The following is a 23,502-nucleotide window of genomic DNA, read 5'->3' on the forward strand; positions in this document are numbered from 1 at the left end:
GGTACAGTGGCGCTGTTCCATGGCACTCTAGGCAGGCACATCACGAGTCGCCCAGCATGCCCAGCCCCAGCGCCACATTCCGCCCGGCCATCGGCCTGTCCAACCCCCACCTGCAAACCCTGTGGGGGCCCCTGTGGCGCAAGTTGCCCGAACTGCAACGCAACCGCGAACGGTTGTGGCTGGCCGATGGCGATTTCATAGACCTGGACTGGCACGGCCCGCACCAGCCGCATGCACCGTTGGTGCTTGTACTGCACGGGCTGACCGGTTCCTCCCACTCGCCCTACGTCAAAGGCCTGCAACAAGCGCTGCAAGGCCGCGGCTGGGCCAGTGTGGCGGTGAACTGGCGCGGTTGCTCGGGCGAGCCCAACCTGCTGCCACGCAGCTACCATTCCGGCGCCAGCGAAGACCTGGCCGAAATCGTCAGCCACCTGCGCGCCCAGCGCCCTTTGGCGCCATTGTATGCGGTGGGTTATTCGCTGGGGGGCAATGTGCTGCTGAAGTACCTGGGCGAAAGCGGTGTCGCCAGCCAGTTGCAGGCTGCGGTGGCAGTGTCGGTGCCGTTTCGCCTGGACCACTGCGCCGACCGCATCGGCCAGGGCTTTTCAAAGGTGTACCAGGCGCATTTCATGCGCGAGATGCTGGCTTATGTGCAGCTCAAGCAGCGGCACTTCCACGACAAGGGCCAGCATGAAGGGCTGGCGACGCTGCAACGGCTGGGGCCGTTGGGTAACCTGCGCACGTTTTGGGATTTCGACGGCAAGGTCACCGCACCGCTGAACGGTTTTCGCGATGCGCACGACTACTACCGCCGCTCATCGAGTCATTTCTTCCTCGGCCAGAACCGCACGCCGACGCTGATCATCCACTCCAGCGATGACCCTTTCGTCTCCGGCCACAGCCTGCCAACGGCCCGCGAACTGGCGCCGCAGACCCGCTTCGAACTGCACAGCCGCGGCGGCCATGTGGGCTTTGTCGATGGCAGCCTGCGCAACCCGGGGTACTACCTGGAGCGGCGCATTCCGCAGTGGTTGGTGGAAGGTAGCTAGTCCCGAATATCCTGAGACTGCGCGATCCATGTGGGAGCGGGTTCACCCGCGAAGAATCCGGCGCGGTGGATGGCACCCGCTCTGCCGGTATTCGCGGGTGAACCCGCTCCCACAGAGTCCCTGCTAAAACCGCAGATACATTGTTATTCGCCAGTAGCCACACCATGCTCCGGATCATTGATCCACTCGCTCCACGACCCGGCATACAGCTTGCCCAGCGGATACCCCGCCAACGCCAGGGCAAACAGGTTATGACACGCCGTCACCCCTGACCCGCAATACGCCACCAACTGCTCCGGCGCACGCCCGGCCAGCTTTTCAGCAAAGCGCTGTTTTAGCTGCTCCGGCGGCAGGAAACGCCCATCGGCTCCCAGGTTGTCGGTAAATGCCGCGCACTGCGCCCCGGGAATATGCCCGGCCACCGGATCGATCGGCTCCACTTCGCCACGGAAACGCGGCAAGGCACGCGCATCGATCAAGGTCAGGTCTGCGTTACCCAAGCGCTTGGCCAGGTGCTCGGCATCGATCAGCAGCTTGCCGTCCGGCTCACCGTTGAAGGTGCCTTCCCGCTTGAGCGGCGGGTCCAGGCTGAGCGGCAGGTGCGCCGCATGCCAGGCCTTCAGGCCACCGTCGAGGATCGCCACGCCGCTGCGCTTGCCCAGCCAGGCCAGCAGCCACCAGGCACGGGCGGCAAAAGCACCAGGGCCGTCGTCGTACAGCACCACCTCGCTGTCGTCGTCCAGGCCCCACTCACGCAAGCGCTCGACCAGCCGGCGTGCATCCGGCAACGGGTGGCGCCCGGTGCGCCCCTTGCTCACCGGCCCGCTGAGGTCACGCTCCAGGTCGGCAAAATGCGCCCCGGCAATATGCCCCTGGGCATAGCTGCGTTGGCCATAGTCCACATCCTCGAGGGCAAAGCGGCAGTCGAGGATCACCAACTTGGGCGAGCCCAGACGCTCGGCCAACTGCTGCGGGGTGATCAATTGCACTAGGGGCATGACAATCTCCTGATCGATGGCACTATCGATAGCACTAAGGCCCTGGGCTAGTGCTCCAGGGCCTGGTTGAACGGTACATGGAATTCCTGGCAAAGGGCGTCCACCGCATTGCGGGCGTTGTCGGTGACGAAGCCGAGCTCCAGCACCAGTACCTGGTAGACGCCGCGCTTGAAGGCTTCTTCACCCAGGTGCGCGGAATGCTCCCGCGTGGTGCTGAGAAAACGTACCCAGGACGTCAACACGATCCAGGCGTTGATGGTCAGCGATTCGATCTGCGCTGGTGCCATGGCCAGGATGCCCGCCTCGACGAAGCCGCGGTAGATCGCCTGGCCCTGGCGCAGGCAGCGCTCGGAAAAGCGCCGATAACGGGCGGCCAGTTCCGGGTCGCTGTCCAGCAGGTGCTCCAGGTCGCGATGCAGAAAACGGTAGTTCCACATCGCCGCCAGCAGGGCCTTGAGGTAGAAGCGCTTGTCTTCCACGGTCGCCGCGCGGCCTTGCGGCGGGCGCAGGAAGCTGTCCACCAGTTCTTCGTACTGGCTGAACAGCAAAGCGATGATCGCCTGCTTGTTGGGGAAGTGGTAATACAGGTTGCCGGGCGAAATTTCCATGTGCGCGGCAATGTGGTTGGTACTGACGCTGCGTTCGCCCTGCTGGTTGAACAGCTCGAGGCTGTTCTGCACGATGCGCTCTCGGGTCTTCATGCGCGGGGCCATGCTCAGCTCCCAGTCTGCGGGCCTTCATCAAAGGGTCATCTTACGGCGTATTGGCAATGGAATGCACCGCTCGACAACGCGGAAAAATTCGCACCATGGTACAAATTAGAGTATAGGCTCTAGGGATTCCCTGCCCGGACTCGAAGCCGCCATGAACTCGCCCAGTGCCTTGCCCCCTGTGCAATCCGACCTCGACCTTGCGGCGACGTTCGCCACCCAGCGCCAGGCCTTTTCCGGCAACCCCTTGCCAGCGGCGGCGCAGCGGCGCCAATGGCTGAAAAGCCTGCGGGAAGCCTTGCTGGCCGGCCAGGCCGAACTGATCGAGGCAATCGGCCAGGACTTTGAGGGGCGCAGCGCCGACGAGACCTTGCTGGCCGAGCTGCTGCCCTCGGTGCAAGGCCTGCGCCACGCCGAAAAGCACCTGCAGCGCTGGATGCGCGCCAGCCGGCGCAAGGTCGGCCTGGCCTTCCAGCCGGCCAGCGCTCAGGTGCGCTACCAACCCCTGGGCGTGGTCGGCATCATCGTGCCGTGGAACTACCCGCTGTTCCTTGCCATCGGCCCGCTGACCTGTGCCCTGGCCGCCGGCAACCGGGTCATGCTCAAGCTCAGCGAAGCCACGCCCGCCACTGGCCAGGCGCTCAAGCGACTGCTGGAGCAGGTGTTCCCCACCGATCTGGTCAGCGTGGTGCTCGGCGAGGTCGAGGTAGGTCAGGCCTTTGCCCGCCTGCCGTTCGATCACCTGTTGTTCACCGGTGCCACCAGCGTCGGGCGCCAGGTAATGCTGGCTGCGGCGCACAACCTGACCCCCGTCACTCTGGAACTGGGCGGCAAGTCGCCAGCCATAGTCTCGGCCGACGTACCGCTGGACAGCGCCGCCGAGCGCATCGCCTTCGGCAAGACCCTCAACGCCGGGCAGACCTGCGTCGCCCCCGATTACGTACTGGTGCCACGCGAGCGGCTGGAGGCCTTCAGCGAAGCCTACCAGCGTGCCGTACACCGGCTGTTCCCGCGCATCGCCGACAACCCCGACTACACCGCCATCATCAACACGCGCCAGCTGCAGCGCTTGCAGCACCTGCTGGACGATGCCCACGCCAAAGGTGCGCAGGTGCTCGACCTGTACCCCGGTGAAACCCGCCAGGGCCGGCGCCTGCCACCCCACCTGCTGCTGGAGGTGAACGACGGCATGCAGGTGATGCAGGACGAAATCTTCGGCCCGCTGCTGCCGCTGGTGCCCTACGACAGCCTCGAGCAGGCACTGGCCTATATCAACCAGCGCCCGCGCCCTCTGGCGCTGTACTACTTCGGCTATGACCGCGCCGCTCAGGAGCAGGTGTTGCGCCACACCCACTCCGGCGGGGCATGCCTGAACGACACCCTGCTGCACGTGGCTCAGGATGACTTGCCGTTCGGTGGCATCGGCCCTTCAGGCATGGGCCATTACCATGGCCATGACGGCTTCCTGACCTTCAGCAAGGCCAAGGCGGTGCTGGCCAAGCAACGCCTCAACGCTGCCCGGTTGATCTACCCGCCTTATGGCAAAGCCCTGCAGCGTCTGGTCTTCAAGCTTTTCATCCGCTGAGGGCCGGCCCATGCACCGCCGCGACCTGCTGCGTTTCAGCCTTGGCGCCAGCGTCTTTCTGGCCGGTACCAGCCTGGTCGGCTGCAGCGCACAGACAGCCGCGACGGGCTACCAGGTACTGCGCGACGACGACCTGCCGCTGCTGAACGCGCTGATCCCGGTGGTACTGGCCGGCACGCAGGCCGCCGAGACTCTGGTGCTGCACAGCCTCGACCACAAGTTGGCGGCGCTGTCGCCGGAAATGCTCAAGCTCACCCGGCAGTTGTTCGACGTGCTCAACCTGCCGCTCACCCGCGGCCCACTGACCGGTGTCTGGGGCGCATGGGAATACGCCAGCGCCGCGCAGGTCACGGCCTTCCTGCAACGTTGGCAGCGCAGCTCGCTGAACCTGCTGCGCATGGGCCACGCCTCACTGCTGCAGTTGCTGCAGATGGCCTGGTACGAACGCCCTGAATCCTGGGCCAACTGCGGTTACCCGGGGCCACCGAAAATCTGAAAACGACAAGAGCAGCGCCAATGCCTGTACCCGACCCCTTTCGCCAAGGCCTGGAACGCGGCTGGATCACCCACGACGCGTCGCGCCTGGAGCACGACCTCACGCTGGAGGCCGACGTTGCCGTGATCGGCAGCGGCGCCGGTGGGGCTACCAGCGCACAGATGCTCAGCACTGCCGGCTTCAAGGTGCTGCTGATCGAAGAAGGCCCGCTGAAGACCAGCAGCGATTTCCACCTGCTGGAAAACGAAGCCTATGCCAGCCTGTACCAGGAAGGCCTGGGCCGCATGAGCAAGGATGGCGCCATCACCATCCTCCAGGGCCGTGCCGTGGGCGGCACCACGCTGGTCAACTGGACCTCGAGCTTTCGCACGCCGCCACAGACCCTGGCGCACTGGGCCGCGGCCCATGACGTGACCGGCCTGGGCGAAGAGCAAATGCGCCCCTGGTTCGAACGCATCGAGCAGGAACTGGGCATCACCCCATGGGCCTTGCCACCGAATGCCAATAATGACGTGCTGCGCCGTGGCTGCGAACAGCTGGGCTATCGCTGGGCAGTGATCCCACGCAACGTGCGCGGCTGCTGGAACCTGGGCTACTGCGGCATGGGTTGCCCGGTCAATGCCAAGCAATCGATGCTGGTAACGCGAATTCCCGCCACCCTGGAACGGGGCGGCGAGCTGTTGTACCTGGCTCGGGCCGAGCGCTTCGAACACAACGGCGAGCGCATCCAGGGCTTGTCATGCCAGGCCCTGGATAGCCAGGGCATACACGCCACAGGCCGGCAGGTCCGCGTTCGCGCACGTCACTACGTCCTTGCCGGTGGCGGCATCAACAGCCCGGCCCTGCTGCTGCGCTCCGACGCGCCCGACCCGCACGGACGCCTTGGCAAACGCACCTTCCTGCACCTGGTCAACTTCAGCGCTGCACGCTTCAACGACCGTATCGACCCTTACTACGGCGCGCCGCAGTCCATTTACAGTGACCACTTCCAGTGGCAAGACGGCAGCGACGGCCCGGTTGGCTACAAGCTGGAAGTACCTCCGCTGCACCCTGCCCTGGCCAGCACGCTGCTGGGCGGGCATGGCCACGAGAATGCCCGGCGCATGGCCGAACTGCCACACACCCACGTGATGCTGGCGCTGCTGCGTGACGGCTTCCACCCGCAAAGCCAGGGCGGCGCCGTGGAGCTGCGCGGCGATGGCTCACCGGTGCTCGATTACCCGATCACCGACTACCTGCGCGACGGTCTGCGCCGCGCCTATCGCAGCATGGCGCAGATCCAGTTCGCCGCCGGCGCCACCCAGGTCACCCCGGTGCACAGCGATGCCAGCGCTGCATCCAGCCTGGAGCAGGCCTTGGCCATGATCGACAAATTGCACCTGGAGCCCTTCCGCACGCGCCTGGGCAGCGCCCACGTGATGGGTGGCTGCGCCCTCGGCGACGACCCGCGCCAGGCGGTGTGCGACAGCCTTGGCCGCCATCACCAGCTGGAAAACCTGTCGATTCACGACGGCTCGCTGTTCCCCACAAGCATCGGTGCCAACCCGCAACTGTCGGTGTATGCCATCAGCGCCAAGCTCACCGAAGCGCTGGTCGCCCGCCTGGCACACAGCGCATGACAAGCAACCGGGCCCCTGTCTATAGTGCCATCAGCCGGCCGCATGACTTGGCCGGGGCGCCGTCGCTGCGCTACCATCCGACTCCCCAACGCACTCCAGCCAGGATGACGCGATGAACCGAGTGTTGTACCCGGGTACTTTCGACCCCATTACCAAAGGCCATGGCGATCTGGTCGAGCGCGCCTCGCGGCTGTTCGACCACGTGATCATCGCGGTGGCGGCCAGCCCCAAGAAAAACCCGCTGTTCCCGCTGGAACAACGGGTGGGTCTCGCCCGTGAGGTCACCAAGCACCTGCCCAATGTCGAAGTCATCGGCTTCTCCTCGCTGCTGGCGCATTTCGCCAAGGAACAGGGCGCCAACGTCTTCCTGCGCGGCCTGCGTGCGGTGTCCGACTTCGAGTACGAGTTCCAGCTGGCGAACATGAACCGGCAACTGGCGCCCGACGTCGAAAGCCTGTTCCTCACGCCTTCGGAGCGCTACTCGTTCATTTCCTCGACCCTGGTCCGGGAAATTGCCGCGCTGGGGGGGGATATCAGCAAGTTCGTCCACCCAGTGGTGGCAGATGCGCTGACCGAACGCTTCAAGAAGTAATCTTTAGCGGCTGATCATCGCGCCCGCGTGCACTGCGGGCGCGAATGCGGCACAATTGTGCCCACTGCGTTGAACATGCCCGGGCGCTGAGCCCCGGCCGGAGTCCCCATGTCCCTGATCATCACCGACGATTGCATCAACTGCGACGTCTGCGAACCCGAGTGCCCGAACGAGGCCATCTCCCAAGGCGAAGAGATCTACGTGATCGACCCTAACCTGTGCACCCAGTGCGTGGGTCATTACGACGAGCCGCAGTGCCAGCAGGTCTGCCCGGTCGACTGCATCCCGCTGGATGAAGCGCACCCGGAAACCGAAGAAGAACTGATGGCCAAGTACCGCCGAATCACCGGCAAAGCCTGATCGCTGTATGGCAAGGGCTTCGCCCTTGTTCGCGGGTAAACCCGCTCCCACAGGTATTGCACTACCCTCAAGGCCTGCGCTGTACCTGTGGGAGCGGGTTCACCCGCGAATTGGGCCGCACAGCGGCCCCTAGCCTCAGCGCTGACAGCGCGGGCAGAACACGCTGGCCCGTTGCCCCAGCTTCACCTCGCGCAACTCCGTGCCACATACCTTGCACGGCTGCCCGCCCCGCCCGTACACGAACAATTCCTGCTGGAAGTACCCAGGCTGCCCGTCGCCACCGATGAAGTCGCGTAGCGTGGTGCCACCCTGCTCGATCGCCGCCGCCAGCACGCGCTTGATCTCGATCGCCAACTTCAGGTAGCGCGCCCGGGAAATCCCGCCCGCCTCCCGACGAGGGTCGATGCCGGCGGCAAACAGCGCCTCGGTTGCGTAGATGTTGCCCACACCCACCACTACCGCGTTGTCCATGATGAACGGCTTGACCGCCATCGATCGGCCGCGTGACAGCTGGAACAGGCGCTCACCGCCGAACAGGTCGGTCAACGGCTCCGGCCCAAGGCGCAGCAATAGCTCGTGATTGAGCGGGTCCAGGCTCCACAGCATCGCGCCAAAGCGGCGCGGGTCGGTGTAGCGCAGCATCAACCCCGACTCCAGCTCGATATCCACATGCTCATGCTTGGCCGCCGGCAGGCCCAGCTCGACCAGGCGCAGGTTGCCCGACATGCCCAGGTGGCTGATCAGGGTGCCGACCTCGGCATTGATCAGCAGATACTTGGCGCGCCGCTCGACACTGACGATGCGCTGCCCCGACAGGCGCACATCCAGGTCTTCCGGAATCGGCCAGCGCAGGCGCCGGTCACGCACCACCACCCGGCTGACGCGCTGGCCTTCCAGATGGGGCGCAATACCGCGCCGGGTGGTTTCTACTTCTGGCAACTCCGGCATGTGTCAGTGCCCGCCCAACTCGCGAATGTTCTGCTTGAGGTTTTCGAAATCGTATTCCGACAAGCCAATGTAATCGAGCACCAGCGGGCCGACCACATTCCATTCATGGTCCACGGTCTGGTTGCCCAACACCCGGTACGATGCGCAGATGTGTTCGGCCATCTTCAGCACCGCCAGCAGGTTTTTCAGCTGGTTCTGGGTATTGCGCGAGCTCTCGTCGCGGAACACCGCCAGGGCGTTGTGGTGGTTGGCAATGGCCGCGCTGAGGTGCTCGGGCAGGCGCCAGGACTTGGCCGTGAAATAGCCGACCACCGAATGATTGGTGTTGAACGCGCGGTTTTCGGTATCGACCACGCGGGTTTCCTCGTCGGCCTTGGCATAGGCTTCTTCCAGCACCTCCATGTAGTCGGGGAAGCGCTTGAGCATAAGCGGCACGCCACAGTCATGGAACAGGCCCAGGGTGTAGGCCTCGTCCGCCGCCTGGATGCCGGTGCGCTTGGCCAGGGTCAGGCAGGTCATCGCCACGTCCTGGGCGGTGTCCCAGAAGCGGTTGAGGGTAACGATGGTCTCGTCGGACATCTCGCCCTTGATCGACTGGGCGTTGATCAGGTTGATGATCGAACGGCTGCCCAGCAGGTTCACCGCGCGCTGGATCGAACCGATCTTGTTGGAAAGGCCGAAATGCGGGGAGTTGACCAGCTTGAGCAAGGCGCCCGAGAGGCCCGGGTCCTGGGAAATCAGCTTGGCGATGGTTTCCAGGTCAGGGTCAGGCATGTACTGCTCGAACTGCAGGTCGACCATGATCTGCGGTTGCGGCGGGATGGTGATGCCTTGCAAGGCTTGCTGGATCTGTTCGGCGCTGAGTTCTTGGGACATACGTGCACACTCGTTTGGGACCGCCGATTCTAACCCTCCAGAGCGGAAAGGGACCAACCACTGAATCGTTGCGCCGGAACTTTACCTTATCCATCCAGGCCTCCTTCTCATATTCATCAAGCAAAGGAGCAAGGCCCATGAGTGCAGAACTGAACGGCAAGCGAGTGGCTTTCCTGGTCACCGACGGCTTCGAGCAAGTGGAACTGACAGGCCCTCGCGAGGCCCTGGAACAGAGCGGCGCGGTGGTGGACATCCTCAGCGACAAGGAGGGAACGGTACGCGGCTGGAACCACGACCAGCCGGCCGATGAATTCGCCGTGGACGCAACCTTCGAAAGCGCCCACCTGGACCTCTACGATGCCCTGGTGTTGCCCGGCGGCGTGCAAAATTCTGACACGATTCGGTTGATCCCCGCTGCGCAGAAACTGGTGAAAAGCCACGATTCGGCTGGCAAGCCGCTGGCGGTGATCTGCCATGGTGGCTGGTTGCTGGTGTCGTGCGGGTTAACCAAGGGCAAGCGGCTGACCAGCTACAAGACCCTGCAGGACGACATCCGCAATGCAGGGGGGGACTGGGTGGATGAAGAAGTGGTGGTCGATGGCAACCTGATCACCAGCCGCCAACCCGATGACATTCCGGCGTTCAACCAGCAACTGATCAAGGCATTGGCAGCCTGACGCCATCTCATGGCCTACGCGAGACCTGTAGGAGCGGCCTTGTGTCGCGAAAGGGCCGCAAAGCGGCCCCGGCAATTTATGCGCCGCTGCTGAAGTTCCGGGGACCGATGCGCAGCCCTTTCGCGACGCAAGGCCGCTCCTGCAAGGGACGCGTGCCCAGGCAACAGGCTATAATCCCGCTCTTTTTTCCCGGAGCGACGTCATGTCCCTGCCCAGCCTACGCCTCAAAGCCAACGCCGACCGCCGCCTGCGCGCCGGCCACCTGTGGGTCTACAGCAACGAAGTCGACGTCAGCGCGACCCCGCTGCAAGGCTTCCAGGCCGGCCAGCAGGCTGTTCTCGAGGCAGCCAATGGCAAGCCGCTGGGCATCGTCGCGCTGAGCCCGAACAACCTGATCTGCGCGCGCCTGCTGTCGCGTGATATCAAGCTGCCGCTGGACAAATCGCTGCTGGTGCACCGCCTCAACGTCGCCCTGTCGCTGCGCGAGCGCCTGTTCGACCAGCCGTGCTACCGCCTGGTCTACGGCGACTCCGACTTGCTGCCAGGCCTGGTGGTAGACCGCTTCTTCGACATCCTCGTGGTGCAATTGGCCTCCGCCACCATGGAAGCGCACAAGGATGACGTGATTGCAGCGCTGGTTCAGGTGCTCAAGCCCAGCGGCATCCTGTTCAAGAACGATTCCGCCGCGCGTGACGCCGAAGGCCTGCAGCGCTACGTCGAGACCGTCTACGGTGAAGTCCCGGACTGGGTGCCGCTGGAAGAGAACGGCGTCAAATTCGAAGCCCCGGTACGCGAAGGCCAGAAGACCGGCTGGTTCTACGACCACCGCATGAACCGTGCACGCCTGGCGCCGTACGTGAAAGGCAAGCGCGTGCTCGACCTGTTCAGCTACATCGGTGGCTGGGGCGTGCAGGCCGGCGCCTTCGGCGCCAGCGAAGTGTTCTGCGTGGATGCCTCGGGCTTCGCCCTGGACGGCGTCGAGCGCAACGCCGCGCTGAACGGCATCAGCGAGAAGCTGACCTGCATCGAAGGTGATGTGTTCGAGGCCCTGCGCGAACTGAAGGCCGCCGAAGAGCGCTTCGACGTGATCATTGCCGACCCACCCGCCTTCATCAAGCGCAAGAAGGACCTGAAAAACGGCGAAGCAGCCTACCGCCGCCTCAACGAGCAGGCCATGCGCATGCTGAGCAAGGACGGCATCCTGGTCAGCGCATCGTGCTCGATGCACCTGCCCGAGGACGACCTGCACAACATCCTGCTGACCAGCGCCCGCCATCTGGACCGCAATATGCAATTGCTCGAGCGCGGCGGCCAGGGCCCGGACCACCCGGTGCACCCGGCAATCGCCGAAACCCGCTACATCAAGAGCATTACCTGTCGGTTGCTGCCCAACAGCTGACAGACAAGGCAACTCTGACCCTGTGGGAGCGGGTCTACCCGCGAATGCGATGGCGTGGCTACCGCCGTCTTCGCGGGTGAACCCGCTCCCACAGAGTCCCCTCAGGCTTCAAAAGGGCCAACTATCCATATCTGCATTCCCTCGCCGCGCCAGCGGTGTAGAATCGGCCTATTCATCGCCAGTCATCCCCGGCGGGTTTATGAGCTCTGCCCAAGCACGCGGCGATCCCGCGCGGTCTTCGGCCCCCATCCGTGCCAGTGGCAACCGGCCTGCGGCGCAAAGGACATAGAGAAGCTCACTCCCCTTTTAGTGACCTGATTAAGCCGCCAGGAGTGTTTCATGCCTGATTATCGTTCCAAGACTTCCACCCAAGGCCGCAACATGGCCGGCGCCCGTGCCCTGTGGCGTGCCACCGGGATGAAGGACGAAGACTTCAAGAAGCCGATCATCGCCATCGCCAACTCGTTCACCCAGTTCGTCCCGGGCCACGTGCACCTGAAGGACCTGGGCCAGCTGGTCGCCCGCGAAATCGAACGCGCCGGTGGCGTGGCCAAGGAATTCAACACCATCGCGGTCGATGACGGCATCGCCATGGGCCACGATGGCATGCTCTACTCGCTGCCAAGCCGCGAGATCATCGCCGACGCCGTGGAGTACATGGTCAACGCCCACTGCGCCGACGCCATCGTGTGCATCTCCAACTGCGACAAGATCACCCCCGGCATGCTGATGGCCGCCCTGCGCCTGAACATCCCGGTAATCTTCGTGTCCGGCGGCCCGATGGAAGCCGGCAAGACCAAGCTGGCCAGCCACGGCCTGGACCTGGTCGACGCCATGGTCATTGCCGCCGACTCCTCGGCTTCCGACGAAAAAGTCGCCGAATACGAGCGCAGCGCCTGCCCGACCTGCGGTTCGTGCTCCGGCATGTTCACCGCCAACTCGATGAACTGCCTGACCGAAGCCCTGGGCCTGGCCCTGCCCGGCAACGGTTCGACCCTGGCCACCCACGCCGACCGCGAACAGCTGTTCCTCACCGCCGGCCGCACCATCGTCGAGCTGTGCAAGCGTTACTACGGCGAGAACGATGAGTCGGTACTGCCGCGCAACATCGCCAATTTCAAGGCGTTCGAGAACGCCATGATGCTCGACATCGCCATGGGTGGGTCGACCAACACCATCCTGCACCTGCTGGCTGCAGCCCAGGAAGCCGAGGTAGCGTTCGACCTGCGCGACATCGATCGCCTGTCGCGCAAGGTGCCACAGCTGTGCAAGGTTGCGCCGAACATCCAGAAGTATCATATGGAAGACGTGCACCGTGCCGGCGGCATCTTCAGCATCCTCGGCTCGCTGGCCCGTGGCGGCCTGCTGCACACCGACCTGCCGACCGTGCACAGCCGCAGCATGGAAGAAGCCATCGCCAAGTGGGACATCACCCAGACCGATGACGAAGCCGTGCACACCTTCTTCAAGGCCGGCCCTGCCGGCATCCCGACCCAGACCGCGTTCAGCCAGTCGACCCGCTGGCCGAGCCTGGACCTGGACCGTGCCGAAGGCTGCATCCGCAGTGTCGAGCACGCCTATTCGCAGGAAGGCGGCCTGGCCGTGCTGTACGGCAACATCGCGCTGGACGGCTGCGTGGTGAAAACTGCCGGCGTCGACGAGTCGATCCACGTATTCGAAGGCACCGCGAAGATCTTCGAGAGCCAGGACAGCGCCGTACGCGGCATCCTCGCTGACGAAGTGAAGGCCGGCGACATCGTGATCATCCGCTACGAAGGCCCGAAAGGTGGCCCGGGCATGCAGGAAATGCTGTACCCGACCTCGTACCTGAAGTCCAAGGGCCTGGGCAAGGCTTGTGCCCTGCTCACCGACGGCCGCTTCTCGGGCGGCACCTCGGGCCTGTCGATCGGCCACGCCTCGCCGGAAGCCGCCGCTGGCGGCGCCATCGGCCTGGTGCGCGACGGCGACAAGGTGCTGATCGACATCCCGAACCGTTCGATCAACCTGCAGGTCAGCGACGAAGAGCTGGCCGAGCGCCGAGTCGAGCAAGACAAGAAGGGCTGGAAACCGGCTGAAGTACGCCCACGCAAGGTGACCACCGCGCTGAAGGCCTATGCCCTGCTGGCGACCAGTGCCGACAAGGGTGCTGTGCGTAACAAGGCGATGCTCGAAGGGCTGTGAGGCTCTGAAGGTGTGAAAGAAGAACCGGCGCCCAGAGCGCCGGTTTTTTTATGCCTGCAAGGGCCCTTTCGCGGGTAAACCCGCTCCCACAGGTACAGCGCCTGACTCAAAGGCAGTGGGGTCCTTGTGGGAGCGGGTTTACCCGCGAAGAGGCCTCTCCCACAGGTACGGTGCCTGGCTCAAAGGCTGTGGGGTCTCTGTGGGAGCGGGCGCGCCCGCGAAGAGGCCAGCACAGGCACCCATGGCTTACTGAATCTGCTCCGGCGTCACGATCACCCAGTTTTTGTCCGCCGTCACCGGCAGCCCTTCCTTGGCCTGCGCCGCGGCATTCCTGGCAATCATCCCGTTCATCTGGTCCATGTACTTGGCCTTGCGGTTTATCCACAAGTGGATGCCGCCTTTGCCCACATCCACCCCATGAAACTGCATGTAGCCATCGCTGGTCGGCGTATCGCCCCCCACCAGCACCGGCTTCTTCCACTCATCGATGTAGGTCAGGATCGCCGCCTGCTTGCCCGCCATCCAGGTGGCCGGGGTCCACAGGTACGGGGTCAGCTCCAGCCCCACGTTAGCCTTGGCATCATACTGCCCGGCGCTGATCTGCTTGCGTGCGGTGGTCAACTGGCCGCTGGCGCGGTCCTTCAGCAACAGGCTGACGCCAATCACGTTCTGCGGCTTCACGTTGTAGCCGTACTTGGGGTCCGACGCGACCATGCGCACCAGCTCCTCGGAAGCGGCGGAAATCACGTAGACCTCGATACCGTTCTCCATCAGCTTGTTGTACAGCTCGGCCTGGCCCTTGAAGACCTTGGGCGGCTGTACCTCGATGGCCTTGACCTGGTCCCCTTCGTAATAGGTGGCGGGGATCGGCTTGCCCGAGGCCATTAGCTCATCCACCTGCACTTTCAGCTCCTGCAGGGTAAAGCCGGAGAATACCTGGGCCACCCACGGGTAACAGACCATGTCATCGACTTCGCACAGCCGGTAGTAGTAGCTGAACAGGCTTTCCTTATGCTCGGCGGTGTCCTTGAACGGCATCAGCTTCAACGAGGGGTCGAGCTTGTCGCGGCTCAGCAGGCCTTTGTTTTCCATGAACGGCAGCAAGGCCTCTTCAAGGTCGTAGCGGTAACTGGTGTTGTCCATGTCGAACACCGCGTAGTTACCCTTGTTGGCATTGGCGGCAATCATGCTGTCGAGCTGCCTGGCTGCCTCGGCGGGCCAGTGTTTGAGCTCGGTGGCGAAGGTTTCGATACTGAACAGCAGGGACAGGCTGATGGCGACGGCTTTCGGAGCGAATTTCATGCATGAATCTCCTGAAATGACCCGGAAACGCTAGTGCAACAATCCCCGTCGACAGGCCTCGATAACGACCCTCATGCAACTGCAAACGCCTTGTTCATTGCAATCCGCGACACGCCGTTATTCCATAAACGACTATGCACATTCGATTTAGGTATAAATTCGTTTGTTTTCAGGCTGTTAGCATTTCCGTTCGCAATCGCTCACAGAGGCGATGCCTCTTCTGCTTTTTTCCGCTGGAGCTTCAATGAATCTGCCGCTGTCCCTTAATCTGCTGGCGTTCCTGGCCCTGCTGCTGGGCCTGGCACAAACCCGCCGCACCGACTGGAGCCTGGCCAAGAAGGTATTGCTGGGCCTGGTGCTGGGCGTGGTGTTCGGCCTGGTCCTGCATACCATCTATGGCGCTGGCCACCCTGTGCTCAAGGCCACCATCACCTGGCTCGACCTGGTCGGCAACGGCTATGTCGGCCTGTTGCAGATGATCGTCATGCCGCTGATCTTCGCCTCGATCCTGAGTGCCGTGGCGCGCCTGCACAACGCCTCTTCGCTGGGCCGCATCAGCGTGCTGAGCATCGGCACCCTGCTGCTGACCACCGCTATCGCTGCGTTGATCGGCATCGTCCTGACCAACCTGTTCGGCCTCAGCGCCGAAGGCCTGGTAGCTGGCGCGCAGGAAAGCGCGCGCATGCAGGTTATCCACAGCGACTACGCTGGCAAGGTTGCCGACCTCAACATCCCGCAGCTGCTGCTGTCGTTCATCCCCAGCAACCCGGTAGGTGACCTGGCACGGGCCAAGCCGACCTCGATCATCAGCGTGGTGATCTTTGCCGTGTTCCTCGGCCTGGCTGCGCTGCAGCTGATCAAGGACGATGCCGAGAAAGGCGAACGCGCGCTGACGGCCATCGACACCCTGCAGGCCTGGGTGATGCGCCTGGTGCGGGTGGTGATGAAGCTCACCCCGTATGGCGTGCTGGCGCTGATGACCAAGGTGGTGGCCAGCTCGAACATGGAAGACATCCTCAAGCTGGGCAGTTTCGTGGTGGTGTCCTATTTGGGCCTGGCGCTGATGTTCGTGGTGCACGGCGTTATCCTCGCCGCCACCGGCGTGAGCCCGCTGCGCTTCTTCCGCAAGGTGTGGCCGGTACTGACCTTCGCCTTCACCAGCCGCTCCAGCGCCGCAAGCATTCCGCTGAACATCGAAGCGCAAACCCGCCGCCTGGGCGTACCGCAGTCGATTGCCAGCTTCAGTGCATCGTTCGGGACCACCATTGGCCAGAACGGCTGCGCCGGCCTCTATCCCGCCATGCTGGCGGTGATGGTGGCGCCGGCGGTGGGCATCGATACCTTCGACCCGCTGTGGATCGCCACCCTGGTGGCCATCGTCACCCTGAGTTCGGCAGGTGTTGCCGGTGTGGGCGGCGGTGCAACTTTCGCCGCGCTGATCGTGCTGCCGGCCATGGGCTTGCCGGTGGAACTGGTGGCGTTGCTGATTTCGGTAGAGCCGCTGATCGACATGGGCCGTACGGCGTTGAACGTGAACGGTTCGATGACCGCAGGGGTGGTGACCAGCCAGCTGCTGAAAGAGACCGACAAGAATGTGCTGGCTGGCGATGAACATGCCGAGCTGAGCCATACCTGACGGATTGCCGAGCCACTGTGGGAGCGGCTTTAGCCGCGAACACCGGCGAAGCCGGTGCCATGCACCGCGTTGGATTCTTCGCGGGTGAACCCGCTCCCACAGGGACCGCGCAGGCCTCGACCTCACTTGGTCCCTGAGCGGCCTTGTGTCGCGATAGGCTGCAAAGCAGCCCCAAAATCTCAAACCCTGTCCCAAACCTCAAAGTGGTACGCAGGTTTACCTTCCTCAGCCTGCGCCTCGCTCGACACCAGCTTCCACTGCTCCCGATCAAACTCCGGGAACCACGCATCCCCTTCCGGCGACAGCTCGACCCGCGTCAGGTACATCCGGCTGACCAACCCCTTCTCCAGCGCCTGCCCATACAGCTGCGCCCCGCCAATCAGCATCAGCTCATCGACACCCTTCTCCCGCGCCCACTGCTCGGCCCGCAGCAGCGCCTCTTCCAGCGATGCAAACACCTCGGCCCCCGCCAGTTCCAGCCCTGCCTGGCGGCTGACGACGATATTCAATCGCCCTGGCAATGGCCTGCCCAGCGAGTCCCAGGTCTTGCGCCCCATGATGATCGGCTTGCCCAGGGTAGTGGCCTTGAAGTACTTGAAGTCCCCCGGCAGATGCCAGGGCATGGAGTTGTCGATGCCGATCACGCGGTTCTCGGCGTGAGCCGCGATCAGGCTGAGGGGGAGTGATGTATTCATGCCAGCGAGGATAGCACCGGGCGTGTGGGTTATGCTTCTGCCCTGACCTGTGCAATGGAAGACCTTGTGACCGCACCGACTTCACTGGACAAGCGCTGGCTCACCGAAGCGATACGCCTGCGCGAGGAACATGCCGGTCCCCTGGAGGACCAGGAAGCCAACCGCCACGCCCGCCAGGCAGGCGGTGACCTGGCGGCCCGCATCGAAACCCGTGCCCTGTTCCTGGCCGAACGCGACGGCATCAGCACCGCCCTGCGCCACTGGAAACAGGGTGCACGCCTGGCGTTGCTGGCCTTGCTGGTGCTGGCCATGCTCAGCGGCGCAGGGTTGGCGCTGGCCGCCCTGGGCGACGGACAGCGCCCGGTGAATGTGTTCTGGGCCCTGGGCAGCCTGCTCGGGCTGAACCTGCTGATGCTGCTGGGCTGGGCCATCGGCTTTGCCCTGAGCGGCGAGCATGGCGCGGGGCTGGGCCGCCTGTGGCTATGGTTGAGCGAACGCTTTGCCCGCGACGCCAAGGCCGCGCACCTGGCACCGGCGCTGCTGGTGCTGCTGCAACGCCAGCGCCTCAACCGCTGGCTGCTCGGCCTGCTGGTGCATGGCCTGTGGCTGCTGGGGATGATCACCGCGCTGGGCATGCTGCTGGCCCTGCTGGCGACCCGGCGCTATGGCTTTGTCTGGGAGACCACCTTGCTCGCCGCCGACCCGTTCATCCACCTGACCCGGGCCCTGGGCGCACTGCCCTCGTTGCTGGGCTTCACGGTACCCGACGAGGCCATGATCCGCGCCAGCGGCGATAGCCAGCCGGCCCTGGACCTGGCGCGCCAGGCCTGGGCCAGCTGGCTGCTTGGCGTGGTGCTGGTGTACGGCCTGCTGCCGCGCCTGCTGTTGGCCGGGCTGAGCCTGTGGCGCTGGCGCCAAGGCCGCCAGCGCCTGGCGCCGGACCTCAGCCTGCCCGGTTACGCGCAATTGCGTGAAGCGCTGATGCCGCGCAGCGAACGCATCGGTGTCCAGGATGCCGCGCCCGAAGCACTGCCGCAGTTTGCCGCTGGCCAACTGGAAAGCGGCAGCAGTGGTGCCCTGCTGGTCGGCCTGGAGCTGGACGACCAGCACCCCTGGCCGCCCGCCCTGCCGAAAAACGTGACCAGTGCTGGCGTGCTCGACAGCCGCGAATCGCGCAACCGCCTGCTCGAACAGCTCAGCCGTTTTCCACCGGCACGCCTGGCCATCGCTTGCGACCCACGCCGCTCGCCCGACCGTGGCAGCCTGGCGCTGCTCGCCGAGCTGGCACGCAACGCCGGTGCCACCCGTATCTGGCTACTGCAGGCCGCACCGGGCGAGGCCCTGGACGCCCAGCGCCTGGGCGACTGGCACGAAGCCCTCGACCGCCTTGGCCTGGCGTATGCCGATACCTCGCCGCTGACCTGGCTGGAGCATGGCCATGACTGAGCCGCTGAAACTGGCCGTGGTCGGCCACACCAACGTCGGCAAGACCTCGCTGCTGCGCACCCTGACGCGCGATGTCGGCTTTGGCGAAGTCTCCCACCGCCCCAGCACCACCCGCCATGTGGAAGGTGCGCGGCTGTCGGTGGACGGCGAACCCTTGCTCGAGCTGTACGACACCCCGGGCCTGGAAGACGCCATCGCCCTGCTCGACTACCTCGAGCGCCTGGAGCGCCCGGGTGAGCGCCTGGATGGTCCGGCCCGCCTCGAGCGCTTTCTGCAAGGCAGCGAGGCACGCCAGCGTTTCGAGCAGGAAGCCAAGGTGCTACGCCAGCTGCTGGCCAGCAATGCCGGCTTGTATGTAATCGACGCCCGTGAACCGGTGCTGGCCAAATACCGCGACGAACTGGAAGTGCTGGCCAGCTGCGGCAAGCCGCTGCTACCGGTGCTCAATTTCGTCGCCAGCCATCAGCACCGCGAGCCGCAATGGCGTGAAGCCCTTGCCAGGCTTGGGCTTCACGCGTTGGTGCGGTTTGACAGCGTGGCACCGCCAGAGGATGGCGAGCGCCGTTTGTACGAAAGCCTGGCCCTGCTGCTGGAGGACGCCCGACCGGCCCTGCAGCGGCTGATCGATGACCAGCAGGCACAGCGCCTGGCGCGCCGGCACAGCGGCAAGCGCCTGATTGCCGAGCTGCTGCTGGACTGCGCCGCCTGCCGGCGCAGCGTCGAGACCGACCCGGCTGCCGAAGCCCGGGCCATCGAGGCATTGCGGCAGGAGGTGCGCCAGCGCGAACAGCGCTGCGTCGAAGCACTGCTCAAGCTATATGCCTTCCGCCGCGAGGACGCCCATGCCAGTGACCTGCCGTTGCTGGATGGCCGTTGGGGCGATGACCTGTTCAACCCCGAAACCTTGAAGCTGCTGGGCGTGCGCCTGGGCAGTGGTGTGGCCGCCGGTGCTGCGGCGGGTGCCGGGGTGGACCTGCTGGTCGGCGGCCTGACACTGGGGGCTGCCGCCCTGGCCGGGGCGATTGCCGGCGGCGCGCTGCAAACGGCGCGCAACTATGGTTCACGGTTGATGGGCAAGCTCAAGGGCAAGCGCGAGCTGACGGTGGACGATACGGTGTTGCGCTTGTTGGCCTTGCGTCAGCAGCAGTTGATGGTGGCGCTGGAAAACCGCGGGCATGCGGCGCAGGACAGCATTCGGCTGGGGGAACTGGATGAGAAAGCCTGGCGGGAGGGCAAGTTGCCGGAGGCGCTGAGCAAGGCGCGGGCGCACCCGCAATGGTCCACGTTGAACCCTGGGGCGAAGCTGAATCAGGCCGAGCGGCAGGAGCAGCTGGAGGCGCTGGTTTCACAGTTTTGAGTGGGCAGGTCTGGCCTTTCGCGGGTAAACCCGCTCCCACAGGTATCTCACATTCCTTGGGATATGCGCTATTCCTGTGGGAGCGGGTTTACCCGCGAAGAGGCCGGCACAGGCAGCCCATCTCTCAAAGCAGTGCCAAAGCCCTCTGCTTCAACCCACCCAGATCAACCACCGGCACCCCAATCTCCTTGGCCATTTCATCCCACTCCCTCATCCGCAAGCTCACCTCGAACAGCGGATCCCGCTCGAACACATCCGCCTCGCCCTCACTCATCACGCCCCCCTGATACTCCAGGGTCCGCCGGCTCGCTTCACTCAACCGCTGGTAATACCCAGGCTGGCGCAAAGTCAGGTAGCGCTTGGCCTCCACGTGATACTGCACCAGCCGCGCCATGCGTTCGCCGAAACCACAGCGGCGTAAATACTCGGCGCCGATGCGCTCATGGCTGACCACGCCATAGCCGCCCATGCTGGCGTCACCGCCGCACAGGTGGCCGATGTCGTGGAAGAACGCCGCCAGCACCACTTCGTCGTCGAAGCCTTCGGCCATGGCCAGTTGCGCGGCTTGGGACATGTGTTCGAGCTGGGTGATGGCTTCGCCAATGTAGTCGTCACTGCCATGGCGTTCGTACAGCGCGAAGGTGCTGACGATGATCTGGGCTGGGTTGGGCATCACTGTTTATTCCTGGCGGGATTGCAGCAGTGGCTTCTTCGCGGGCATGCCCGCTCCCACAAGGATCGCACACAGCTGAAGGACTGCGTGGTACCTGTGGGAGCGGGTTCACCCGCGAAGAGGCCGGTGCAGGTTACTGCTGGGCCACCTTCTCCGACTTGCCGTCATAGCGCTTGCGCCACTCGGCCAGGATCTGGTCACGGTTCTTCGAGGCCCAGGCAAAGTCGTTCTTGATCAGGCGCTGTTCATAGTCCGCCGGCAGCTCGGTCTGCGGCTTGGCAATACCCGGCGCAGCCAGCACGGCAAAGTTCTCCTTGTACAGCTCCATGGCCGCCGGGCTTGCCGAGAAATCAGCCAGGCGCTTGGCCGCATCCGCTTTTGGCGAACCTTTGATCACCGCAGTCGCCTCGATCTCCCAACCCAGGCCTTCCTTCGGCAGCACGATATCCAGCGGCGCGCCCTGGCGCTTGAGCTGCACGGCCGGGTACTCGAACGAGATACCGATCGGGAATTCACCCGCTGCGGCAAGCTTGCACGGCTTGGAACCGGAATGAACGTACTGGCCGATGTTCTGGTGCAGCGCATCCATGTACGCCCAACCCTGCGGCTCGCCAAAAGTCTGCAACCACGCACTGACATCCAGGAAGCCGGTGCCGGACGAGGCCGGGTTAGGCATGACGATCTTGCCTTTGTACTCAGGCTTGGTCAGGTCCTGCCAGCTCACCGGCTTGCTCAGGCCCTGCTTCTCGGCCTCGATGGTATTGAAGCAGATGGTGGCGGCCCACACGTCCATACCGACCCAGGCTGGCGGGTTGGCAGCATCGCGGTAGTTGGCGGCAATCTTGCCCAGGTCCTTCGGTGCATAGGCTTCGAGCATGCCGTTCTGGTCGAGGATGGCCAGGCTGGAAGCGGCCAGGCCCCACACCGCGTCGGCTTGCGGGCGGTCTTTCTCGGCCAGCAGCTTGGCAGTGATGATGCCGGTGGAGTCACGGACCCACTTGATCTCGATGTCCGGGTTGGCCTTCTCGAAGGCCTGCTTGTAGCTCTTCAGCTGTTCGGCTTCCAGGGCGGTGTAGACCGTCAGCTGGGTACCAGCGGCCGAAGCCTGCAGGCTGAACACGGCGGAAACGGCAGCGGCAAGTGCAAGGTGCTTGTACATGGGTAGGTTCCCTACAGGTCAGACAGTCGCGGCGCGTTGGCGCCAGGCTTGGGAGCGGCGCAGCAGGCCGCGTGAGGCTGCGGCCAGCAGCAGTGAAGCGCCGGCACTGGTCAGCAGGATCAGGGTGGACATGGCGGCGGCACCACCGACGTTGCCGGCGTCGTCCATGTTCAGCACGGCGACGGCTGCCAGGATGGTGTCGGGGCTGTACAGGAAGATCGCCGCCGAGACGGTGGTCATCGCCGAGACGAACAAGTAGCGAATGATGTCCAGCAGCGCCGGCAGGCAGATCGGCACGGTCACCCGCAGGAAGTGCCTGTACAACGGCGCCTTCAGCGACAACGCGGCGGCCTCGAATTCGCCATCTAGCTGGCGCAGGGCGGTGGTCGCGGTCATCTGCGCGGTGGTCAGGTAGTGGGCGATGGTGCACACCACCAGTAGCCCCATGCCGCCGTAGAACACATGCAGCGGGTTGCCGTTCAGGTTGAAGAAGAATACGTAGCCCAGGCCCAGCACCAGGCCCGGCACGGCCATGGGGATGAAGCTGAGCAGGCGCAGCGCCTGGTTGAGCAGGCGTTGGCCCTGGGTCTTCTCCATCAGGTAGGCGCCGGTGAAGATCACCATGCTGCCGATCAGCGCGGTGCCGATGGCCATGGTCACGCTGTTGCGGTAGGCCAGCCAACCGCCACCAGCGGTGTCCTCGAACATGTAGTGACGCAGCGACAACGACAGGTTGTAGGGCCAGAACGTGACCAGCGAGGAGTAGACCGCCATGCCGATCACCAGCAGCAACGCCGCGCACACCAGCAGCACGATCATCAGAAAGCAGGCATCACGGCCACGCGACGGCTTGGGCTCGAACACCTGGGCACGGCCGCTCATGGCCTCGCCCTGGCGCCGGCGCAGCCAGGCATCGACGGTAAAGCTGAGCAGCGCCGGCACCAGCAGCACCATGCCGATCAGTGCACCACGGCCGAACTGTTGCTGGCCGACCACCGCCTTGTAGGCTTCCAGCGCGAGCACCTGATAATCGCCACCGACCACGACCGGCACACCGAAGTCGGTGATGGTAAGGGTAAATACCAGGCAGAACGCCGCGAACACTGCCTGGCGCGTGGCCGGCCAGGTAATGCTGGTGAACGCCCGCCAAGGGCCGGCCCCCATGCTGGACGCTGCGTCGAACAGGCGTGCATCAGCCAGCGACAGCGCCGACAGCAGGATCATCAGGGCATGCGGGAAGGTGTAGATGGCCTCGCCCAACACAATGCCCCAGAAGCCGTAGATGTTGTCGTTGAGCAAACCGCGCAGCAGCCCCTGGTTACCGAACAGGTAGACCAGGGCGATGGCCGGCAGCATCGACGGCGCCAGAAGCGGCAGCAGCGAAATCCCCCGCCACAGGCCCTTGGCCGGGATCAGCGTGCGTTGCAGGGCATAGGCGAACAGGTAGGCCAGCGGCACCACGATGGCCGCCACCGTGAAGGCCACCGACAGGCTGTTGCCCAGTAGCCAGTGGAAGTTTTCGCTGGCGAACAGCTCGCGGGCCGCCAGCAGGCCACCACCTTGGCCCGCTTCGGCACTGAAGCCGCGCCAGAAGATCGCCAGCAGCGGCATCAGCACCGCCAGCACCAGAAGAATCAGCAGCAGGCTCTTGCCACCGACGACGAACAATCGGTCGCCCAGGGCGACGCCCGCACGCGTCGCGGCCTTGGCCTGGCTCAGTGGCAGGGTCATTTGCGCGGCCATC

Annotated in this window: 21 protein-coding genes; 12 read left to right on the forward strand and 9 right to left on the reverse strand. The window is 64.5% G+C overall.

Going from position 1 to position 23,502, the window contains the following annotated elements:
- Positions 1-56: 56 nt before the first annotated feature.
- A complete protein-coding gene (locus R9B85_RS11125; RefSeq protein WP_112249706.1) occupies positions 57-1,049 on the forward strand; it encodes a hydrolase in 993 nt (330 codons plus the stop codon).
- A 143-nt stretch (positions 1,050-1,192) separates the two neighbouring features.
- Here R9B85_RS11125 and R9B85_RS11130 read toward each other — a convergent pair whose 3' ends face one another.
- Positions 1,193-2,047, reverse strand: a complete 855-nt coding sequence (locus R9B85_RS11130; RefSeq protein ID WP_423771022.1) for a sulfurtransferase — start codon at positions 2,045-2,047, stop codon at positions 1,193-1,195.
- Between the two features lie 47 nt (positions 2,048-2,094).
- Positions 2,095-2,760: a TetR/AcrR family transcriptional regulator gene (locus R9B85_RS11135; RefSeq protein ID WP_025340981.1), complete on the reverse strand. Its 666-nt coding sequence runs from the start codon at positions 2,758-2,760 to the stop codon at positions 2,095-2,097.
- Positions 2,761-2,911: 151 nt separating this feature from the next.
- On the opposite strand from R9B85_RS11135, the gene R9B85_RS11140 reads away from it, so the two are divergent.
- The 5 genes from R9B85_RS11140 to R9B85_RS11160 all read left to right on the forward strand — a co-directional run bounded on the left by R9B85_RS11140 (position 2,912) and on the right by R9B85_RS11160 (position 7,409).
- A complete protein-coding gene (locus tag R9B85_RS11140; RefSeq protein ID WP_207879177.1) occupies positions 2,912-4,342 on the forward strand; it encodes a coniferyl aldehyde dehydrogenase in 1,431 nt (476 codons plus the stop codon).
- A gap of 10 nt (positions 4,343-4,352) precedes the next feature.
- Complete coding sequence (locus tag R9B85_RS11145) at positions 4,353-4,838, forward strand: twin-arginine translocation pathway signal protein (RefSeq protein ID WP_112249713.1); 486 nt, start codon at positions 4,353-4,355, stop codon at positions 4,836-4,838.
- Between the two features lie 20 nt (positions 4,839-4,858).
- Positions 4,859-6,457, forward strand: a complete 1,599-nt coding sequence (locus R9B85_RS11150; RefSeq protein ID WP_215520527.1) for a GMC family oxidoreductase — start codon at positions 4,859-4,861, stop codon at positions 6,455-6,457.
- A gap of 112 nt (positions 6,458-6,569) precedes the next feature.
- Entirely contained in the window at positions 6,570-7,049 is a 480-nt protein-coding gene (gene coaD / locus R9B85_RS11155) for a pantetheine-phosphate adenylyltransferase (RefSeq protein WP_112249717.1), read from the forward strand.
- 108 nt (positions 7,050-7,157) lie between these two features.
- Positions 7,158-7,409 (forward strand): YfhL family 4Fe-4S dicluster ferredoxin, encoded by a 252-nt coding sequence (locus R9B85_RS11160; RefSeq protein ID WP_013974644.1) that lies wholly within the window; start codon positions 7,158-7,160, stop codon positions 7,407-7,409.
- 135 nt (positions 7,410-7,544) lie between these two features.
- On the opposite strand, the gene mutM is transcribed toward R9B85_RS11160, so the two are convergent.
- Both mutM and R9B85_RS11170 read right to left on the reverse strand, forming a co-directional pair.
- Positions 7,545-8,357 carry a bifunctional DNA-formamidopyrimidine glycosylase/DNA-(apurinic or apyrimidinic site) lyase gene (gene mutM / locus R9B85_RS11165; protein WP_112249719.1) on the reverse strand — a complete coding sequence of 271 codons (813 nt, stop codon included), beginning with the start codon at positions 8,355-8,357 and terminating at the stop codon, positions 7,545-7,547.
- A 3-nt stretch (positions 8,358-8,360) separates the two neighbouring features.
- On the reverse strand, positions 8,361-9,179 hold the full coding sequence (locus tag R9B85_RS11170; protein ID WP_181457298.1) for an HDOD domain-containing protein: 819 nt from the start codon (positions 9,177-9,179) through the stop codon (positions 8,361-8,363).
- A 191-nt stretch (positions 9,180-9,370) separates the two neighbouring features.
- On the opposite strand from R9B85_RS11170, the gene R9B85_RS11175 reads away from it, so the two are divergent.
- The 3 genes from R9B85_RS11175 to ilvD all read left to right on the forward strand — a co-directional run bounded on the left by R9B85_RS11175 (position 9,371) and on the right by ilvD (position 13,490).
- Entirely contained in the window at positions 9,371-9,910 is a 540-nt protein-coding gene (locus R9B85_RS11175; RefSeq protein ID WP_112249723.1) for a type 1 glutamine amidotransferase domain-containing protein, read from the forward strand.
- 202 nt (positions 9,911-10,112) lie between these two features.
- Positions 10,113-11,309: a class I SAM-dependent rRNA methyltransferase gene (locus tag R9B85_RS11180; protein ID WP_060498080.1), complete on the forward strand. Its 1,197-nt coding sequence runs from the start codon at positions 10,113-10,115 to the stop codon at positions 11,307-11,309.
- 339 nt (positions 11,310-11,648) lie between these two features.
- Positions 11,649-13,490, forward strand: a complete 1,842-nt coding sequence (ilvD, locus tag R9B85_RS11185) for a dihydroxy-acid dehydratase (protein ID WP_112249726.1) — start codon at positions 11,649-11,651, stop codon at positions 13,488-13,490.
- Positions 13,491-13,736: 246 nt separating this feature from the next.
- Here ilvD and R9B85_RS11190 read toward each other — a convergent pair whose 3' ends face one another.
- The gene (locus R9B85_RS11190; RefSeq protein ID WP_252378387.1) at positions 13,737-14,792 is read right to left on the reverse strand and encodes a haloacid dehalogenase-like hydrolase; all 1,056 of its coding nucleotides are present in this window, start codon (positions 14,790-14,792) and stop codon (positions 13,737-13,739) included.
- A gap of 244 nt (positions 14,793-15,036) precedes the next feature.
- On the opposite strand from R9B85_RS11190, the gene R9B85_RS11195 reads away from it, so the two are divergent.
- Positions 15,037-16,428, forward strand: a complete 1,392-nt coding sequence (locus R9B85_RS11195; protein WP_112249728.1) for an L-cystine transporter — start codon at positions 15,037-15,039, stop codon at positions 16,426-16,428.
- A 179-nt stretch (positions 16,429-16,607) separates the two neighbouring features.
- Here R9B85_RS11195 and R9B85_RS11200 read toward each other — a convergent pair whose 3' ends face one another.
- Positions 16,608-17,123 carry a dihydrofolate reductase gene (locus R9B85_RS11200; protein WP_112249729.1) on the reverse strand — a complete coding sequence of 172 codons (516 nt, stop codon included), beginning with the start codon at positions 17,121-17,123 and terminating at the stop codon, positions 16,608-16,610.
- Between the two features lie 54 nt (positions 17,124-17,177).
- Here R9B85_RS11200 and R9B85_RS11205 point away from each other — a divergent pair, with 54 nt between their 5' ends.
- Together R9B85_RS11205 and R9B85_RS11210 are read left to right on the forward strand one after the other, a co-directional pair.
- The gene (locus R9B85_RS11205) at positions 17,178-18,569 is read left to right on the forward strand and encodes a DUF2868 domain-containing protein (RefSeq protein WP_423771023.1); all 1,392 of its coding nucleotides are present in this window, start codon (positions 17,178-17,180) and stop codon (positions 18,567-18,569) included.
- Positions 18,562-19,926 (forward strand): GTPase/DUF3482 domain-containing protein, encoded by a 1,365-nt coding sequence (locus R9B85_RS11210; protein ID WP_207879183.1) that lies wholly within the window; start codon positions 18,562-18,564, stop codon positions 19,924-19,926. The genes R9B85_RS11205 and R9B85_RS11210 overlap by 8 nt, the downstream gene beginning before the upstream one ends.
- 124 nt (positions 19,927-20,050) lie before the next feature.
- On the opposite strand, the gene R9B85_RS11215 is transcribed toward R9B85_RS11210, so the two are convergent.
- From R9B85_RS11215 to R9B85_RS11225, 3 genes are all read right to left on the reverse strand, one after another.
- Positions 20,051-20,599, reverse strand: coding sequence for a phosphonate degradation HD-domain oxygenase (locus R9B85_RS11215; RefSeq protein WP_423771024.1), 549 nt, complete (start codon positions 20,597-20,599; stop codon positions 20,051-20,053).
- 133 nt (positions 20,600-20,732) lie between these two features.
- Positions 20,733-21,758: a putative 2-aminoethylphosphonate ABC transporter substrate-binding protein gene (locus R9B85_RS11220; RefSeq protein WP_085592463.1), complete on the reverse strand. Its 1,026-nt coding sequence runs from the start codon at positions 21,756-21,758 to the stop codon at positions 20,733-20,735.
- An 18-nt stretch (positions 21,759-21,776) separates the two neighbouring features.
- Positions 21,777-23,501 (reverse strand): putative 2-aminoethylphosphonate ABC transporter permease subunit, encoded by a 1,725-nt coding sequence (locus R9B85_RS11225; protein WP_313857062.1) that lies wholly within the window; start codon positions 23,499-23,501, stop codon positions 21,777-21,779.
- Position 23,502: the final 1 nt, after the last annotated feature.

The sequence above is a fragment of the Pseudomonas sp. NLJ1 genome (assembly GCF_049486705.1).
Taxonomy (GTDB): domain Bacteria; phylum Pseudomonadota; class Gammaproteobacteria; order Pseudomonadales; family Pseudomonadaceae; genus Aquipseudomonas; species Aquipseudomonas inefficax.

Bases quoted from the DNA above. Each gene is read 5' to 3' on its own strand.
- R9B85_RS11125 (WP_112249706.1), top strand. From the start codon at position 57: ATGCCCAGCCCCAGCGCCACATTCCGCCCGGCCATCGGCCTGTCCAAC.
- R9B85_RS11130 (WP_423771022.1), bottom strand. From the start codon at position 2,047: ATGCCCCTAGTGCAATTGATCACCCCGCAGCAGTTGGCCGAGCGTCTG.
- R9B85_RS11135 (WP_025340981.1), bottom strand. From the start codon at position 2,760: ATGGCCCCGCGCATGAAGACCCGAGAGCGCATCGTGCAGAACAGCCTC.
- R9B85_RS11140 (WP_207879177.1), top strand. From the start codon at position 2,912: ATGAACTCGCCCAGTGCCTTGCCCCCTGTGCAATCCGACCTCGACCTT.
- R9B85_RS11145 (WP_112249713.1), top strand. From the start codon at position 4,353: ATGCACCGCCGCGACCTGCTGCGTTTCAGCCTTGGCGCCAGCGTCTTT.
- R9B85_RS11150 (WP_215520527.1), top strand. From the start codon at position 4,859: ATGCCTGTACCCGACCCCTTTCGCCAAGGCCTGGAACGCGGCTGGATC.
- coaD (WP_112249717.1), top strand. From the start codon at position 6,570: ATGAACCGAGTGTTGTACCCGGGTACTTTCGACCCCATTACCAAAGGC.
- R9B85_RS11160 (WP_013974644.1), top strand. From the start codon at position 7,158: ATGTCCCTGATCATCACCGACGATTGCATCAACTGCGACGTCTGCGAA.
- mutM (WP_112249719.1), bottom strand. From the start codon at position 8,357: ATGCCGGAGTTGCCAGAAGTAGAAACCACCCGGCGCGGTATTGCGCCC.
- R9B85_RS11175 (WP_112249723.1), top strand. From the start codon at position 9,371: ATGAGTGCAGAACTGAACGGCAAGCGAGTGGCTTTCCTGGTCACCGAC.
- R9B85_RS11180 (WP_060498080.1), top strand. From the start codon at position 10,113: ATGTCCCTGCCCAGCCTACGCCTCAAAGCCAACGCCGACCGCCGCCTG.
- ilvD (WP_112249726.1), top strand. From the start codon at position 11,649: ATGCCTGATTATCGTTCCAAGACTTCCACCCAAGGCCGCAACATGGCC.
- R9B85_RS11190 (WP_252378387.1), bottom strand. From the start codon at position 14,792: ATGAAATTCGCTCCGAAAGCCGTCGCCATCAGCCTGTCCCTGCTGTTC.
- R9B85_RS11195 (WP_112249728.1), top strand. From the start codon at position 15,037: ATGAATCTGCCGCTGTCCCTTAATCTGCTGGCGTTCCTGGCCCTGCTG.
- R9B85_RS11200 (WP_112249729.1), bottom strand. From the start codon at position 17,123: ATGAATACATCACTCCCCCTCAGCCTGATCGCGGCTCACGCCGAGAAC.
- R9B85_RS11205 (WP_423771023.1), top strand. From the start codon at position 17,178: ATGGAAGACCTTGTGACCGCACCGACTTCACTGGACAAGCGCTGGCTC.
- R9B85_RS11210 (WP_207879183.1), top strand. From the start codon at position 18,562: ATGACTGAGCCGCTGAAACTGGCCGTGGTCGGCCACACCAACGTCGGC.
- R9B85_RS11215 (WP_423771024.1), bottom strand. From the start codon at position 20,599: ATGCCCAACCCAGCCCAGATCATCGTCAGCACCTTCGCGCTGTACGAA.
- R9B85_RS11220 (WP_085592463.1), bottom strand. From the start codon at position 21,758: ATGTACAAGCACCTTGCACTTGCCGCTGCCGTTTCCGCCGTGTTCAGC.
- R9B85_RS11225 (WP_313857062.1), bottom strand. From the start codon at position 23,501: ATGGCCGCGCAAATGACCCTGCCACTGAGCCAGGCCAAGGCCGCGACG.